Below are 14,866 nucleotides of genomic sequence, written 5' to 3'. Positions count from 1 at the left end.
GGGTGCTCCCGGGTTCACGGCGCGGCGGGCTGTGGTTCACCGTCCGCGCGCGGGCTCGGGAGCGCCGGGGTGCCGCCGGGAGCGGTGAGCCCGGCCGGCCCCGCGGGCAGATAGGGGCGGGCATGCTGTGCGCAGAGCCAGAGCGTGTCGCCCTCCGGGGTGACGACCTTGTTCAGGTCTCCCCAGCGCCGTTCGGGGTCGAGGCTTTCGAGCAGCGCGTGCATGGCCCGGAAGTCCGAGTCGAACTCGGCCCGGGTCAGCGAGCGCAGCCCGTCCAGCTCCGGAAGCTCCTCGCCGGGCACCGCGTCGACCAGGACCTGCATCAGCTTGATGTCGTCCTTGAGCTGCTTGTTGAGCTCCTCCGCGGCGACGTCGAGCACCGCGCCGGCCACCGGGACGGCGAACCTCAGCACCTTCAGGACCGTGCGCGCGTACGGCAGGAGTTCCGCGACCCGCTCGGAGGTGGCCCGGACCTCGTAGGGCTCGTGGCCGGGCGCCGGGTGCCAGGCTCCCGGTGCCTCGCAGTACAGCCGTAGCTGGAGGACCCGGACCGGCGTCAGGCGCAGCGCCCTGCGCCGTTCCACCCGGGTGACGGAGAGGAGGGTCGGACAGCTCACCTCCTGCGCCGTGCGGTCGCCGCGCCAGGTCGCGAGGGCCACGCGCTGCTGCTCGGCGGCGATCGCGGTCCGCTGCGCCTTCGCCAGTTGCAGTTCCTCCAGCAGGTCCGTCTGGCGTACCGCCTGGTCCTGGCCCTGCTCCTGGACCATGACCTGCAGTCTGCGCACGGCCTCACGGGTCTCCCTGGCCAGCTCCACGGACCGGTCGGCCGAGGGTGACTCGATGCCCTGGAGCAGCAGCCGGACGTCGTGGTCGTCGTAGTCGACCGGGCACTCCACGGTGTCGCGGGGCGGTGTCCGCGTCAGCCGGTCCTTCAGCTGCGCGTGCGGGAACTCGTGGGTGCAGCCCGCCCCACCGGCGAGCCTGCCGGGACAGGGCACGAGCCGGGTGATCTCCAGGCCCGGATAGCGCTGGAGCGTCTGTTCGAAGCCGTCCTTGAGCACGGCGAAGAAGTCCTGCGGGTAGGGGCCGCGCACCTGCAGCTCGGCCGTCTTGGTGAGGCGGTCGACCGTGATGAGCGCGGTGTGCTCGCCGTCCTCGGTGGACTGGCGCAGCAGCGCGCCGGTGCGCCAGTGCAGGCCCTGGGTGAACCGGTGCTCGCGGGCGATGAACCAGGTCGGGATGCCCGGTGGCACGGTGTGCATCCGGTAGCGGAGCCGCAGTTCACGGTGGTGGCGCAGCGCGGCGGCCGCCCACTCCGCCTCGTAGGCGGGCGGGTCGAGGGGGAGCAGTTCCACGACGAGGCTGTGGGCGCCGACGTCGGTGCGGTAGGAGAGGTCGAAGCGCTCCATCATCGCCACGAAGTGCTGGCGCAGGCTCGGATCGAGGTCCCGCCACAGCTGGGCCTGATGCTGTCTGGTGAACAGGGCCCGGTTCTGGCGCACGCCGCGCGAGTCGAGGACACGGCTGATGTATCCGGTCACCCACTGCGGGCGCAGTACGGCGATGTCCTCCAGCTCCGGGTCGTCGGCGTACGCCAGGATGTCCCCGAGGCTGTTGAGGGCCGCGCGCAGGCCGCGCTGGTGGTCGGGGTCGCGGACCCCGTAGGCGGCCAGCAGGTCGTCCAGTTCGGCGGGCGTGACGTGGTTGCGGCGGTCCGCGCGCACCGCTTCCGAGGCACGCAGCCAGGTGCCGGGCCACCTCACGCCCATCAGGGGCAGCCGTGAGGCGCGCAGGGCCAGGCACTCGACGACCTTGTCGATTCCCTCGCCGGTGCAGCTGTCGGCGGTCAGCGAGTCCACGATCATGCCCGGGTACGCCGACTGCAGCTCGGCCAGCGGCAGTTCGGCGGGGCGGGGTCCCAGATGGGTGGCGACGAGCACCACGGGTGCCCGGGGCGCCCTGGCCTTGATCATGTCCAGCCAGTAGTAGAGCTTGCTCGCCTCCCAGCCGAGCTGGGCGTCCCAGACGAGGACGAAGAGCGAGCGGTCGGTGAGGAAGAACTGGTGGGTGGCGTGGTAGATCTCCTGGCCGCCGAAGTCCCAGGTCGCCAGGTTCATGGTGACGTGGGCGTGGGCCGGGTCGGGGTGCGGGAGCTCCAGGGTGTCGACGTGCAGGCCGTGGGTGCTGCTCTCCTGCGGGTCGAAGCGATCGCCGCGCACGGCCTTGAGCAGCGAGGTCTTGCCGGAGCGGCCTTCGCCCACGACCACGATCTTGGAGGACCACTGCGGAACGGGGGCCCGGGCGCGCTCCCGGAGGAAGGCGAGGAGGGTGCCCGTGCCGGCCGAGACCACCTCGGGGGGCAGTGCGGTCAGGGGGTTCGCGTCCAGCCGGAGCGAGGCGAGCCCGATGAGGGAGCCGAGGGAGTCCGGCAGGTCCCGCAGCTCGTTGGCGTCCACGACGAGTGTGGTGAGGGCGGTGAGGTCGCCGAGCCAGTCCGGCAGTTCGGTCAGCTGGTTCGCCCTCAGGTACAGGTTCCTGAGCCGGAAGAAGCGGCGCATGGAGTCCGGCAGCGAGGTCAGCCGGTTGTTGCCCAGGTCGATGCCCTGGAGCCGGCTGAGACCGCCGAACGACTCCGGCAGCTCGGCGATCTTGTTGAAGTCCAGGTTGACGGAGGTGAGTGCGTCGAGGTCGCCGATCCACCAGGGCAGTTCGGTGAGGTCGTTCTGGCTCAGGTCGAGCGAGGTCAGCGAGGCGAGACCACGGACCGCCACCGGGAGCGTGCGCAGATTGCACTGGCGCAGATAGAGCGTACGCAGGGAGGTGAGGTTGCGGACCGAATGGGGAAGCGTGCTGATCGGGTTGTCGCTCAGGAGGAGCCCGGTGAGCGAGGTGAGTTCACCGATCCGGCGGGGCAGAGTCGTCAGCCGGTTGCGGGACACATCGAGCATCCTCAGCCTGGTGAGTTCGCAGACCTCCTCCGGCAGCGAGGTCAGCCCCATCTCGCTCAGGTCCAGGTTCCCCGACTCCCGCGCCGCGGCGATACGTGCCGCCACAGCGCCCTCCGTGAAGGCCACCACGCACCCAACTCCCGAACTTCCCCGCCCGACCCCGACACTCCCAGTGTGGCGATCCGGAGCCCCGCCGACGTGCGCGTTCCCCTATCGGGGGAACCGTTCGAGGCGCTGTTCGGCGTTTGCGGGACGCTGTCGGGCCGTCCGGAAAACCGGGTGGCCCCCGCCCGGAGCCTCAACTCCTCGGCGGGGGCCACCCCTTACCGGTGAACGTCCGTCACGCGGCCACCGGAACCTCCGTGCTCGCGCCGTTCGTCGCCGGGGCGAGGGCCAGGTCCAGGACCTGGCGGACGTCCGTGACGGCGTGCACGTCGAGCTTCGCGAGGACCTCGGCGGGGACGTCGTCGAGGTCGGGCTCGTTGCGCTTGGGGATGATGACGGTGGTCACGCCGGCCCGGTGCGCGGCGAGCAGCTTCTGCTTGACGCCGCCGATGGGCAGGACACGGCCGGTGAGGGAGACCTCGCCGGTCATCGCCACATCCGTGCGGACGAGCCGTCCGGACAGCAGCGAGGCCAGTGCCGTCGTCATCGTGACGCCCGCGCTCGGTCCGTCCTTCGGGACCGCGCCCGCCGGGAAGTGGATGTGCACGCCCCGGTCCTTCAAGTCGGCCACGGGGAGCTCCAGTTCGGCACCGTGACTGCGCAGGAACGACAGGGCGATCTGTGCGGACTCCTTCATCACGTCGCCCAGCTGGCCGGTCAGCGTCAGGCCCGCCGCCCCTGTCTCCGGGTCGGCCAGCGACGCCTCCACGAAGAGGACGTCGCCGCCCGCACCGGTCACCGCGAGACCGGTGGCGACACCGGGCACCGCCGTACGGCGCTCGGCCGGGTCCTGCGCGGACTCGGGCACGTGGTGCGGCCGTCCGATCAGGTCGCGCAGCTCGCCGTCGGTCACCGTGAACGGCAGTTCCCGCTCCCCCAGTTCGTGCTGGGCCGCGACCTTGCGCAGCAGCCGCGCGATGGCCCGCTCCAGGGTCCGTACACCGGCTTCCCGGGTGTACTCACCGGCGAGCTTGCGCAACGCGCTCTCGTCCAGCGTCACTTCGGCCTTCTCCAGACCGGCACGCTCCAACTGCCGCGGCAGCAGGTGGTCCCGGGCGATGACGACCTTCTCGTCCTCGGTGTAGCCGTCGAGCCGGACGAGCTCCATACGGTCGAGCAGCGCCTCCGGGATGGCCTCGAGGACGTTTGCCGTGGCGAGGAACACCACGTCGCTCAGGTCGAGTTCGACCTCCAGGTAGTGGTCGCGGAAGGTGTGGTTCTGGGCGGGGTCGAGGACTTCGAGCAGGGCCGCGGCCGGGTCGCCGCGGAAGTCGGAGCCGACCTTGTCGATCTCGTCGAGCAGGACCACCGGGTTCATGGACCCGGCCTCCTTGATGGCGCGGACGATACGGCCGGGCAGCGCGCCGACGTAGGTACGCCGGTGGCCGCGGATCTCCGCCTCGTCCCGCACGCCGCCGAGCGCGACCCGCACGAACTTGCGTCCCATCGCGTGGGCGACGGACTCGCCGAGCGAGGTCTTGCCGACGCCGGGCGGCCCGACGAGCGCGAGCACGGCGCCGCCGCGGCGCCCGCCGACGACGCCGAGGCCCCGGTCGGCGCGCCGCTTGCGCACCGCGAGGTACTCGGTGATGCGCTCCTTCACGTCCTCCAGACCGGCGTGCTCGGCGTCCAGGACGCGCTGGGCGCCCGTGATGTCGTACTCGTCCTCGGTCCGCTCGTTCCAAGGCAGTTCGAGGACGGTGTCGAGCCAGGTGCGGATCCAGGAGCCCTCGGGCGACTGGTCGCTCGAACGCTCCAGCTTCTCGACCTCCTTGAGCGCCGCCTCGCGGACCTTCTCGGGGAGGTCGGCGGCCTCGACGCGGGCCCGGTAGTCGTCGGACTCCTCGGCGTCGGAGGAGTCGCCGTTCAGCTCGCGCAGCTCCTTGCGGACGGCTTCGAGCTGGCGGCGCAGCAGGAACTCGCGCTGCTGCTTGTCCACGCCCTCCTGTACGTCCTTGGCGATGGACTCGGCGACGTCCTGCTCGGCGAGGTGCTCGCGCAGCTGCTCGGTGGCGAGCTTCAGCCGGGCGACGGGGTCCGCGTTCTCCAGCAGTTCGACCTTCTGCTCGATGGAGAGGAAGGGCGAGTAGCCGGAGTTGTCGGCGAGCGCGGAGACGTCCTCGATCGCCGTGACGCGGTCCACGACCTGCCAGGCGCCGCGCTTGCGCAGCCAGCTGGTGGCGAGGGCCTTGTACTCCTTGACCAGTTCCGTGACATGGCCGGGCAGCGGGTCGGGCACGGTCTCGTCGACGCGGGTGCCCTCGACCCAGAGCGCGGCACCGGGGCCGGTGGTGCCGGCGCCGATCCGCACCCGTCCGCGTCCGCGGATCAGCGCGCCCGGGTCGCCGTCGGCGAGCCGGCCGACCTGCTCGACGGTGCCGAGCACGCCCGTGCTCGCGTACGTGCCGTCGATGCGCGGCACCAGCAGCAACTGGGGCTTGCCCGGCGTCGACCGCGCGGCGGCCTGCGCGGCCTCCACGGCGGCGCGTACGTCGGGGTCGTTCAGGTCCAGCGGCACCACCATGCCGGGCAGCACGACCTCGTCGTCGAGCGGCAGCACGGGCAGGTTGAGTGACGTGGACGGAATGGACTCGGCAGCCATGATCTCCCTCTCGACAAGCAAGTTGAGCTATACGCACTCAATGCTTGTGAGCCCCCGAATGTTCCCCCAGGGGCGTTCGCTGTGAGCGATCACGTCCGCCGGGCTCTCCCGCACCGGGAAAACCAATGTCCCCACCGCCTTTATGCCCCGTACGGTCACCGCGTGACAGACAAAGCGATCCTCCTCGCGGCCTACGACGACCAGATGCGCGGCGCCCCTCCGCACCCGCCCGCCGGAATCATCCACGAACAGGACTGGCCGCTGCTCAGGATCGTCGGCCAGTTCCGCGGCTTCGTCAGCGGGCCGCGCGACCTCGGGGTGCGGGGCGCGGAGTTGGACGGGCTGATCGCCCGGCAGCGCGACTTCTTCGCCGCCCGGGGCGAGGCGGTGGAGTGGAAGACCCGCGGGCACGACCGCCCGGCCGACCTCACCGACCGGCTGCGGGCCGCGGGGTTCGTGCCCGAGGAGCGGGAGACGGTGCTCGTCGGTGCCGCCGAGGACATGGCCGTACGGCAGCCCGCCCTGCCGGCGGGTGTGGTGCTGCGGCAGGTCACGTCGGACACGGACATGCACCGGATCGCCGCCCTGGAGACGGCCGTCTGGGGCGAGGACATGAGCTGGCTCGCCAAGGACCTGATCGGCCGGGTCGCCGCCGCCCCCGACGAGATCGCCGTGTTCGTCGCCGAGGCAGCAGGTGAGGTCGTCTCGGCGGCCTGGCTGGTCTTCCGCGCGGGGACGGAGTTCGCCGGACTCTGGGGCGGTTCGACGCTGGCCGAGTGGCGGGGCCGGGGCATCTACCGCGCCCTCGTCGCCGTCCGCGCCGAACTCGCCGTCAACCGCGGCGTGAAGTACCTCCAGGTGGACGCCTCCGACGACAGCTCCCCCATCCTCCAGCGGCTGGGCCTGCACGCGGTGACGACCACGACGCCGTACGTCTGGACCCCACCGGGCTCCTGAACCGGCAGCCCGCCCGCCTCACAGGGCGTCAGACGGCGGGGCCGACGCGCTGACGACGCGGGAGCGCATACGGCGGCCGCGGCGCACCAGCGGCCAGGTCGCGACGCCGATCGCCAGGGCCGTCAGATGGCCCCAGTTCGTCATCGGGTCGGTGAACGCGAGCAGGTCGTCGACGAGCATCGCGCCGAAGGCGGCGAGTACCGGCCAGCGCAGCCACGGTGTCAGCAGCCCGGCCAGGGCGCCCACGCTCGCGGCGACACCGAAGCTGATGCCGTAGTCGAGGCGGTGCAGGGAGCTGTCGGGAAGGTGGCCCACCCATACGGCGACGCCGACCGGGATCTCGGTGGCGAGGGTGGCGAGCACATGCCCGAGCAGGAAGACGCCGGCCGCGCACCGGGCGCCCGTCCGCCGCTCCAGGGCGGTGAGGACGAGCAGGAACACGATCGCGTACGACGAGGTCACGCCGCCCACGATCCACAGGGCGCTGGCGGGCAGGACGAGGACCGGGTCGCTCAGGAGGTGGGCGACGTCCGTGCTGGAGCCCTGGCGCAGGGAAGCCACGAGCGCGGGGTCGAGGTGCTCGGAGACCACCGAAATGACGGCGAGGACGGCGGCGTAGAAGAAGGTGAAGGGCGTGCCCTTGGGGCTGGGCAGCAGCCGCCAGGGGCGCAGCGCGCGCAGCCGGGCGAGGGCGTCGGCGGCGCAGGGAACCGGACTTGCGGTCAGCGCGTCGGCGGCGCAGGGAACCGGACTTGCCGTCGGGGCCTCGCACGGGCCCGGTGTCGCGGTGTCCGTGGGGCCGATCGCGGCGACGGATGCCGTCGCACGCTGCCGTGGGATCCCGTCCAACAGCGGGAAGGGCGGCGCGTCCTCGGCGGGTTCGGCCGTCGCGGGCGCGGTCCGGTGCGCGATGTTCAAGGTGAGGCGCTCCTTCCTTCGCCCCCCACCTTTCGTTGTCCCGCGCGTCGCTGTCTATGACCTCCGCCACGCGAGACCCGATTCACAGCAACCTCCAAGGGTTTTTTCGCGTCCGGACACCTCCGGGTGACCGGCCCGAAATTCCGCACCTCCGGCGCGGACGGACTGCCACGATGGGCCGATGCCCACCTCGTACGACATTCCAGAAGTCATAGACCGTCGCGAGGGCCCCTACGGCGAGGTCGTGCTGCGGAGGCACGGGACGCTGCTGCAGATCATCGCCAACGGGTGTTTCCTGATGGACACCTCGGACGGCCGCTCGGAGCGGCTGCTGGTCGACGCGGCGCTGGACGCCCTCGACGGGCGCGCGGAGCCGGACGTGCTGATCGGCGGACTCGGCGTCGGCTTCTCGCTCACCCACGCCGCGGCCGATCCCCGTTGGGGGCGGATCAGCGTGGTGGAGCGCGAGCCGGCCGTCGTCGACTGGCATCGCGAAGGCCCGCTGGCCGAGTTGTCCTGCCGGGCGCTCGCCGACCCGCGCACCGAGATCGTGGGAGCCGACCTGATCACATACGTCCATGAGACTTCCGCCACGTACGACGCCTTGTGCCTGGACATCGACAACGGGCCCGGCTGGACGGTCACGGAGGGCAACGGCAGCCTCTATTCAGCGGCCGGACTTGCAGGCTGCGCACGGGTGTTGACACCGGGCGGGGTGCTCGCCGTGTGGTCCGCTCGGCCCTCTCCGGAATTTGAAGGAAGTTTGCGGAATGCCGGGTTCCAGGGGGTGCGTACCGAAGAGATCCCGGTTGCCCGGGGCGTTCCGGACGTCGTCCACCTCGGGGTCCGACCTGGATAGCCCCAGCACGGTGACTGCCCGTACTCTGCTCACCTGACGCGGATCATTCAAGCGTCAAGCGCAGTCATGGGATCACCCCACGGATTCCGGAAAGCACACATCAGGGGCGGGCGATGGAGCAGACCCACACATCCCACAACGGCACGGCGGCGACGCAGGGCGCACAACGCCGGGTGCTGGTGGTCGAGGACGACCCGACGATCGTCGACGCCATCGCGGCCCGCCTGCGCGCCGAGGGATTCCTCGTGCAAACCGCGGGCGACGGCCCGGCCGCAGTCGACACCGCCGAGGCCTGGCAGCCCGACCTGCTGATCCTCGACATCATGCTGCCCGGCTTCGACGGCCTGGAGGTCTGCCGCCGGGTGCAGGCCCAGCGCCCGGTGCCGGTGCTGATGCTCACCGCGCGCGACGACGAGACCGACATGCTGGTCGGGCTCGGCGTCGGCGCCGACGACTACATGACGAAGCCGTTCTCGATGCGGGAGCTGGCGGCACGGGTGCACGTGCTGCTTCGCCGGGTCGAGCGCGCCGTCGTGGCCGCCTCGACACCGCGCAGCGGGATCCTGCGGCTCGGCGAGCTGGAGATCGACCACGCGCAGCGCCGGGTACGGGTGCGCAGCGAGGACGTCCACCTCACGCCCACCGAGTTCGACCTGCTGGTCTGTCTCGCGAACACGCCGCGAGCGGTACTCTCGCGCGAGCAGCTGCTCGCCGAGGTGTGGGACTGGGCGGATGCGTCGGGTACCCGGACCGTGGACAGCCACATCAAGGCTCTGCGCCGGAAGATCGGCGCCGAACGGATCCGCACGGTCCACGGGGTGGGCTACGCGCTGGAGACACCGACTCCCTGAGAGGGTTGACGTCATGAGCGGTATCGGCGAGCCGCGCAAGAGCACGGGCCCCTGGGGCGGGCTGCGTCCCTTCTCGATCAAGACGAAGCTCGGAGCACTCGTCGTCATCTCGGTGCTGATCACCACCGGCCTGTCGATGATCGCGGTGCACACCAAGACCGAGCTGCGCTTCATCACGGTCTTCTCGATGATCGCGACCCTGCTGATAACGCAGTTCGTGGCCCATTCGCTCACCTCGCCGCTGGACGACATGAACGCGGTGGCCCGGTCCATCTCGCACGGCGACTACACACGCCGGGTGCGCGAGAACCGCCGGGACGAGCTGGGCGACCTGGCCGAGACGATCAACGTCATGGCCGACGAGCTGGAGGCCCAGGACCGCCAGCGCAAGGAACTCGTGGCGAATGTCTCGCACGAGCTGCGCACCCCCATCGCGGGCCTGCGCGCGGTCCTGGAGAACATCGTGGACGGCATCTCCGCCGCCGACCCCGAGACGATGCGTACGGCGCTGCAGCAGACCGAGCGGCTGGGCCGGCTCGTGGAGACGCTCCTCGACCTCTCCCGGCTCGACAACGGCGTCGTACCGCTGAAGACGCGCCGCTTCGAGCTGTGGCCGTACCTGTCCGGAGTACTGAAGGAGGCCAACATGGTCGCCTCCGCGCGCGCGGGCATCGCCTCCGGCTCCGGCAGCCACACACGCACCGACGTCCATCTGCACCTCGACGTCTCCCCGCCCGAGCTGACCGCGCACGCGGACCCGGAGCGGATCCACCAGGTCGTGGCCAACCTGATCGACAACGCGGTCAAGCACAGTCCGCCGCACGGCCGCGTCACGGTGAAGGCCCGGCGCGGCACCGCCCCGGAGTCTTTGGACCTGGAGGTCCTGGACGAGGGGCCCGGCATTCCGCAGTCGGAGTGGCACCGCGTCTTCGAGCGGTTCAACCGCGGCGGGGTCCCCTCTCCGCACGGTCCTGGCAGCGACGGCGGTACGGGTCTCGGGCTGGCCATCGCCCGTTGGGCGGTGGATCTGCACGGCGGGCGGATCGGGGTGGCCGAATCCCGGCGGGGTTGCCGGATCCAGGTCACTCTTCCGGGACTCCCCCTGCTGCCGAGTTGACGTAAAGTTCGAACCGGAGCCACAAGATCCACGACTGTCCCCGCTGCGGGACACGTGTGAGCAGGCAAAGGCCCGCGCCGTCATGGCCGCGGGCACGGGTCGGCGTACCCATTCCGCACCGGAACCCCGCTTGTTTCCCGCCATTTCCTTGCCTGAAACACAGCTTCCGGTGTGACTTACGCGACGATGACCGGCCCGGCCTGCACCTCTCGGCCATGGGGGCGTAGCCTTAATTCCCGCTGTCCATCACCTTGTGAAGCGGAAGAGGGCGGTTGCCGCCGTGTCGCCACAGTCCCCCAGTAACTCGAGCATCTCGACCGATGACCAAGCCGCCGGGAAGAACCCCGCCGCGGCGTTCGGTCCCAATGAGTGGCTCGTCGACGAGATCTATCAGCAGTACCTCCAGGACCCGAATTCGGTAGACCGAGCCTGGTGGGACTTCTTCGCCGACTACAAGCCGGGGGCGGCCACGTCCCCGACTCCGGCGGGTACTGCGGCCGCGGGGGCCGCAGGCACCACCACCGCGGCTCCTGCCGCACCCGCAGCGTCGCCCGCGGCTCCGGCCCAGGCCGCGCCCGCGGCTGCTCCGGCCGCCCCCGCTGCGCCGAAGCCCGCCGCCGCTGCTCCGGCTCCGGCCGCCGCACCGGCTCCGGTGAAGGCCGCTCCGGCCGCCGCCAAGCCGGCCGCTGCCGCGAAGCCGGCCGCCGCGCCCGCCACCGAGGCCCCCGAAGGCCCCGAGTACGTGACGCTGCGCGGACCCGCCGGTGCCGTCGCGAAGAACATGAACGCCTCGCTGGAGGTGCCCACGGCGACGTCCGTGCGCGCGGTCCCGGTGAAGCTGCTCTTCGACAACCGCATCGTCATCAACAACCACCTGAAGCGCGCCCGGGGCGGGAAGATCTCCTTCACCCACCTCATCGGCTACGCGATGGTGCAGGCCATCAAGGCCATGCCGTCGATGAACTACTCGTTCGTCGAGAAGGACGGCAAGCCGACCCTGGTCAAGCCGGAGCACATCAACTTCGGCCTCGCCATCGACCTGGTGAAGCCCAACGGCGACCGCCAGCTGGTCGTCGCGGGCATCAAGAAGGCCGAGACGCTGAACTTCTTCGAGTTCTGGCAGGCCTACGAGGACATCGTCCGCCGCGCCCGCGACGGCAAGCTGACGATGGACGACTTCTCCGGTGTCACGGTCTCCCTGACCAACCCCGGCGGCCTCGGCACCGTCCACTCCGTCCCGCGTCTGATGCCCGGCCAGTCGGTCATCATGGGCGTCGGCTCGATGGACTACCCCGCGGAGTTCCAGGGCACCTCCCAGGACACCCTGAACAAGCTCGGCATCTCGAAGGTCATGACGCTCACGTCGACCTACGACCACCGGGTGATCCAGGGCGCCGCCTCCGGCGAGTTCCTGCGGATCGTCGCGAACTTCCTCCTCGGCGAGGGCGGCTTCTACGACGACATCTTCGAGGCGCTGCGCATCCCCTACGAGCCGGTCCGCTGGCTCAAGGACATCGACGCCAGCCACGACGACGACGTCACCAAGGCCGCCCGCGTCTTCGAGCTGATCCACTCCTACCGGGTCCGCGGCCACGTCATGGCCGACACCGACCCGCTGGAGTACCGCCAGCGCAAGCACCCCGACCTGGACATCACCGAGCACGGCCTCACCCTGTGGGACCTGGAGCGGGAGTTCGCGGTCGGCGGTTTCGCCGGCAAGTCCCTCATGAAGCTGCGCGACATCCTCGGCGTGCTGCGCGACTCGTACTGCCGCACCACCGGCGTCGAGTTCATGCACATCCAGGACCCCAAGCAGCGCAAGTGGATCCAGGACCGCATCGAGCGCTCTCACTCCAAGCCGGAGCGCGAGGAGCAGCTGCGCATCCTGCGCCGCCTGAACTCCGCCGAGGCCTTCGAGACGTTCCTGCAGACGAAGTACGTCGGCCAGAAGCGCTTCTCCCTGGAGGGCGGCGAGTCCGTCATCCCGCTGCTCGACGCCGTCATCGACAGCGCCGCGGAGTCGCGCCTGGACGAGGTCGTCATCGGCATGGCCCACCGCGGCCGGCTGAACGTCCTCGCGAACATCGTCGGCAAGTCGTACGCGCAGATCTTCCGGGAGTTCGAGGGCAACCTCGACCCGAAGTCGATGCACGGCTCCGGCGACGTGAAGTACCACCTGGGCGCCCAGGGCACCTTCACGGGCCTCGACGGTGAGCAGATCAAGGTCTCGCTGGCCGCGAACCCGTCTCACCTGGAGACGGTCGACCCGGTCATCGAGGGCATCGTCCGCGCCAAGCAGGACATCATCAACAAGGGCGGCACGGACTTCACGGTCCTGCCGGTCGCCCTGCACGGTGACGCGGCCTTCGCGGGCCAGGGTGTGGTCGCCGAGACGCTCAACATGTCGCAGCTGCGCGGCTACCGCACGGGCGGCACGGTCCACATCGTCATCAACAACCAGGTCGGCTTCACCGCCGCCCCGGAGTCGTCGCGCTCCTCCATGTACGCCACCGACGTGGCCCGCATGATCGAGGCGCCGATCTTCCACGTGAACGGCGACGACCCCGAGGCCGTCGTCCGCGTCGCTCGCCTGGCCTTCGAGTTCCGCCAGGCGTTCAACAAGGACGTCGTCATCGACCTCATCTGCTACCGCCGCCGCGGACACAACGAGTCCGACAACCCGGCGTTCACGCAGCCGCTGATGTACGACCTGATCGACAAGAAGCGCTCGGTGCGCAAGCTCTACACCGAGTCCCTCATCGGTCGCGGCGACATCACGCTGGAAGAGGCCGAGCAGGCGCTGCAGGACTTCCAGGGCCAGCTGGAGAAGGTCTTCACCGAGGTCCGCGAGGCCGTCTCGGCTCCGGCCGAGGCGCATGTCCCGGACCCGCAGGCCGAGTTCCCGGTGGCCGTGCAGACCGCGATCTCCCAGGAGGTCGTCAAGCGCATCGCCGAGTCCCAGGTCAACATCCCCGACCACGTCACCGTGCACCCGCGTCTGCTGCCGCAGCTGCAGCGCCGCGCGGCGATGATCGAGGACGACACGATCGACTGGGGCATGGGCGAGACCCTCGCCCTCGGCTCGCTGCTGCTGGAGGGCACCCCGGTCCGCCTGTCGGGCCAGGACTCCCGCCGCGGCACGTTCGGCCAGCGCCACGCGGTCCTCATCGACCGGCAGACGGGCGAGGACTTCACCCCGCTCCTCTACCTGTCGGACGAGCAGGCCCGCTACAACGTCTACGACTCCCTGCTCTCCGAGTACGCGGTCATGGGCTTCGAGTACGGCTACTCGCTGGCCCGTCCCGAGTCCCTGGTCATGTGGGAGGCGCAGTTCGGTGACTTCGTCAACGGCGCGCAGACGGTCGTCGACGAGTACATCTCGGCGGCGGAGCAGAAGTGGGGCCAGACGTCCGGCGTCACGCTCCTGCTCCCGCACGGCTACGAGGGCCAGGGCCCGGACCACTCCTCGGCCCGCATCGAGCGCTTCCTCCAGCTGTGCGCCCAGAACAACATGACGGTCGCCCAGCCGACGCTCCCGTCGAACTACTTCCACCTCCTGCGGTGGCAGGTACACAACCCGCACCACAAGCCGCTGGTGGTCTTCACCCCGAAGTCGATGCTGCGCCTCAAGGCCGCCGCGTCGAAGACGGAGGAGTTCACCACGGGCCAGTTCCGCCCGGTCATCGGCGACGACTCGGTCGACGCGGCCGCGGTCCGCAAGGTCGTGTTCTGCGCGGGCAAGCTGTACTACGACCTCGACGCCGAGCGGAAGAAGCGCGGCATCACGGACACCGCGATCATCCGTCTGGAGCGTCTGTACCCGCTGCCGGGTGCCGAGGTCCAGGCGGAGATCGCCAAGTACCCGAACGCTGCGAAGTACCTGTGGGCCCAGGAGGAGCCGGCGAACCAGGGCGCATGGCCCTTCATCGCCCTCAACCTGATCGACCACCTGGACCTCGCGGTCGGCGCGGACATCCCCGGCGCCGAACGCCTGCGCCGCATCTCCCGCCCGGCCGGCTCGTCCCCCGCCGTGGGTTCCGCGAAGCGGCACCAGGCGGAGCAGGAGCAGTTGGTGCGCGAGGTGTTCGAGGCCTAGGCCTCAGCGGCTGTACATACGGTAGGCCCGGCCCCGAGTTCAAGTGACTCAGGGCCGGGCCCACCGGCGTTTGTGTGCTCCTAGAGCTGGGTTATGAAGGCGGCCCAGGCTCAGGGCTTCGGCGTAGTCGCCGGGCATACGGTTCATGACGGTCTGCCAGGTTGATCGGCCGGGGAGATACGACTGGGAAGTCACCGCCTCCCTCTACGACACTGGTGCCCTGACCCGCCCACCAGCCCTCCGCCTCGCGTGGCACACCTTGACGGAACTGCTGGGCAACCGCCGCATCCAGGGCATGGTCGCACCGGATCGCCACCACGTAGGCCCTGTCGCACTCGCGGAACTCGGCGCGT

At 70.5% G+C, this 14,866-nt stretch carries 8 protein-coding genes; 5 read left to right on the top strand and 3 right to left on the bottom strand.

What is annotated here, in order from left to right:
* Positions 1-14 precede the first annotated feature (14 nt).
* A complete protein-coding gene (locus ACN6LB_RS05165; protein WP_445024750.1) occupies positions 15-3,053 on the bottom strand; it encodes a leucine-rich repeat domain-containing protein in 3,039 nt (1,012 codons plus the stop codon).
* A gap of 235 nt (positions 3,054-3,288) precedes the next feature.
* Positions 3,289-5,715, bottom strand: coding sequence for an endopeptidase La (gene lon, locus ACN6LB_RS05160; RefSeq protein WP_445024749.1), 2,427 nt, complete (start codon positions 5,713-5,715; stop codon positions 3,289-3,291).
* Between the two features lie 162 nt (positions 5,716-5,877).
* Here lon and ACN6LB_RS05155 point away from each other — a divergent pair, with 162 nt between their 5' ends.
* Positions 5,878-6,672, top strand: a complete 795-nt coding sequence (locus ACN6LB_RS05155) for a GNAT family N-acetyltransferase (protein ID WP_445024748.1) — start codon at positions 5,878-5,880, stop codon at positions 6,670-6,672.
* An 18-nt stretch (positions 6,673-6,690) separates the two neighbouring features.
* Here ACN6LB_RS05155 and ACN6LB_RS05150 read toward each other — a convergent pair whose 3' ends face one another.
* Entirely contained in the window at positions 6,691-7,584 is an 894-nt protein-coding gene (locus ACN6LB_RS05150; protein WP_445024843.1) for a rhomboid-like protein, read from the bottom strand.
* Between the two features lie 187 nt (positions 7,585-7,771).
* Between ACN6LB_RS05150 and ACN6LB_RS05145 the strand changes: the two genes are divergently transcribed.
* The 4 genes from ACN6LB_RS05145 (at position 7,772) to ACN6LB_RS05130 (ending at position 14,513) form a co-directional block, all read left to right on the top strand.
* Positions 7,772-8,449 carry a spermine/spermidine synthase domain-containing protein gene (locus tag ACN6LB_RS05145; protein ID WP_445024747.1) on the top strand — a complete coding sequence of 226 codons (678 nt, stop codon included), beginning with the start codon at positions 7,772-7,774 and terminating at the stop codon, positions 8,447-8,449.
* 113 nt (positions 8,450-8,562) lie between these two features.
* Positions 8,563-9,300, top strand: a complete 738-nt coding sequence (locus tag ACN6LB_RS05140; protein WP_148010436.1) for a response regulator transcription factor — start codon at positions 8,563-8,565, stop codon at positions 9,298-9,300.
* Between the two features lie 13 nt (positions 9,301-9,313).
* Positions 9,314-10,417 (top strand): HAMP domain-containing sensor histidine kinase, encoded by a 1,104-nt coding sequence (locus ACN6LB_RS05135; RefSeq protein ID WP_356133412.1) that lies wholly within the window; start codon positions 9,314-9,316, stop codon positions 10,415-10,417.
* Positions 10,418-10,697: 280 nt separating this feature from the next.
* Positions 10,698-14,513 carry a multifunctional oxoglutarate decarboxylase/oxoglutarate dehydrogenase thiamine pyrophosphate-binding subunit/dihydrolipoyllysine-residue succinyltransferase subunit gene (locus ACN6LB_RS05130; protein WP_445024746.1) on the top strand — a complete coding sequence of 1,272 codons (3,816 nt, stop codon included), beginning with the start codon at positions 10,698-10,700 and terminating at the stop codon, positions 14,511-14,513.
* Positions 14,514-14,866: the final 353 nt, after the last annotated feature.

This window comes from Streptomyces sp. SAS_270 (assembly GCF_052543295.1).
Note: the sequence above shows the minus strand (reverse complement) of the source record. Positions and strands in the feature narration are given on the sequence as shown.

What these genes read in the sequence shown, in the direction of transcription:
- lon (WP_445024749.1), bottom strand. Translation starts at nt 5,715, where the DNA reads ATGGCTGCCGAGTCCATTCCGTCCACGTCACTCAACCTGCCCGTGCTG.
- ACN6LB_RS05145 (WP_445024747.1), top strand. Translation starts at nt 7,772, where the DNA reads ATGCCCACCTCGTACGACATTCCAGAAGTCATAGACCGTCGCGAGGGC.
- ACN6LB_RS05140 (WP_148010436.1), top strand. Translation starts at nt 8,563, where the DNA reads ATGGAGCAGACCCACACATCCCACAACGGCACGGCGGCGACGCAGGGC.
- ACN6LB_RS05135 (WP_356133412.1), top strand. Translation starts at nt 9,314, where the DNA reads ATGAGCGGTATCGGCGAGCCGCGCAAGAGCACGGGCCCCTGGGGCGGG.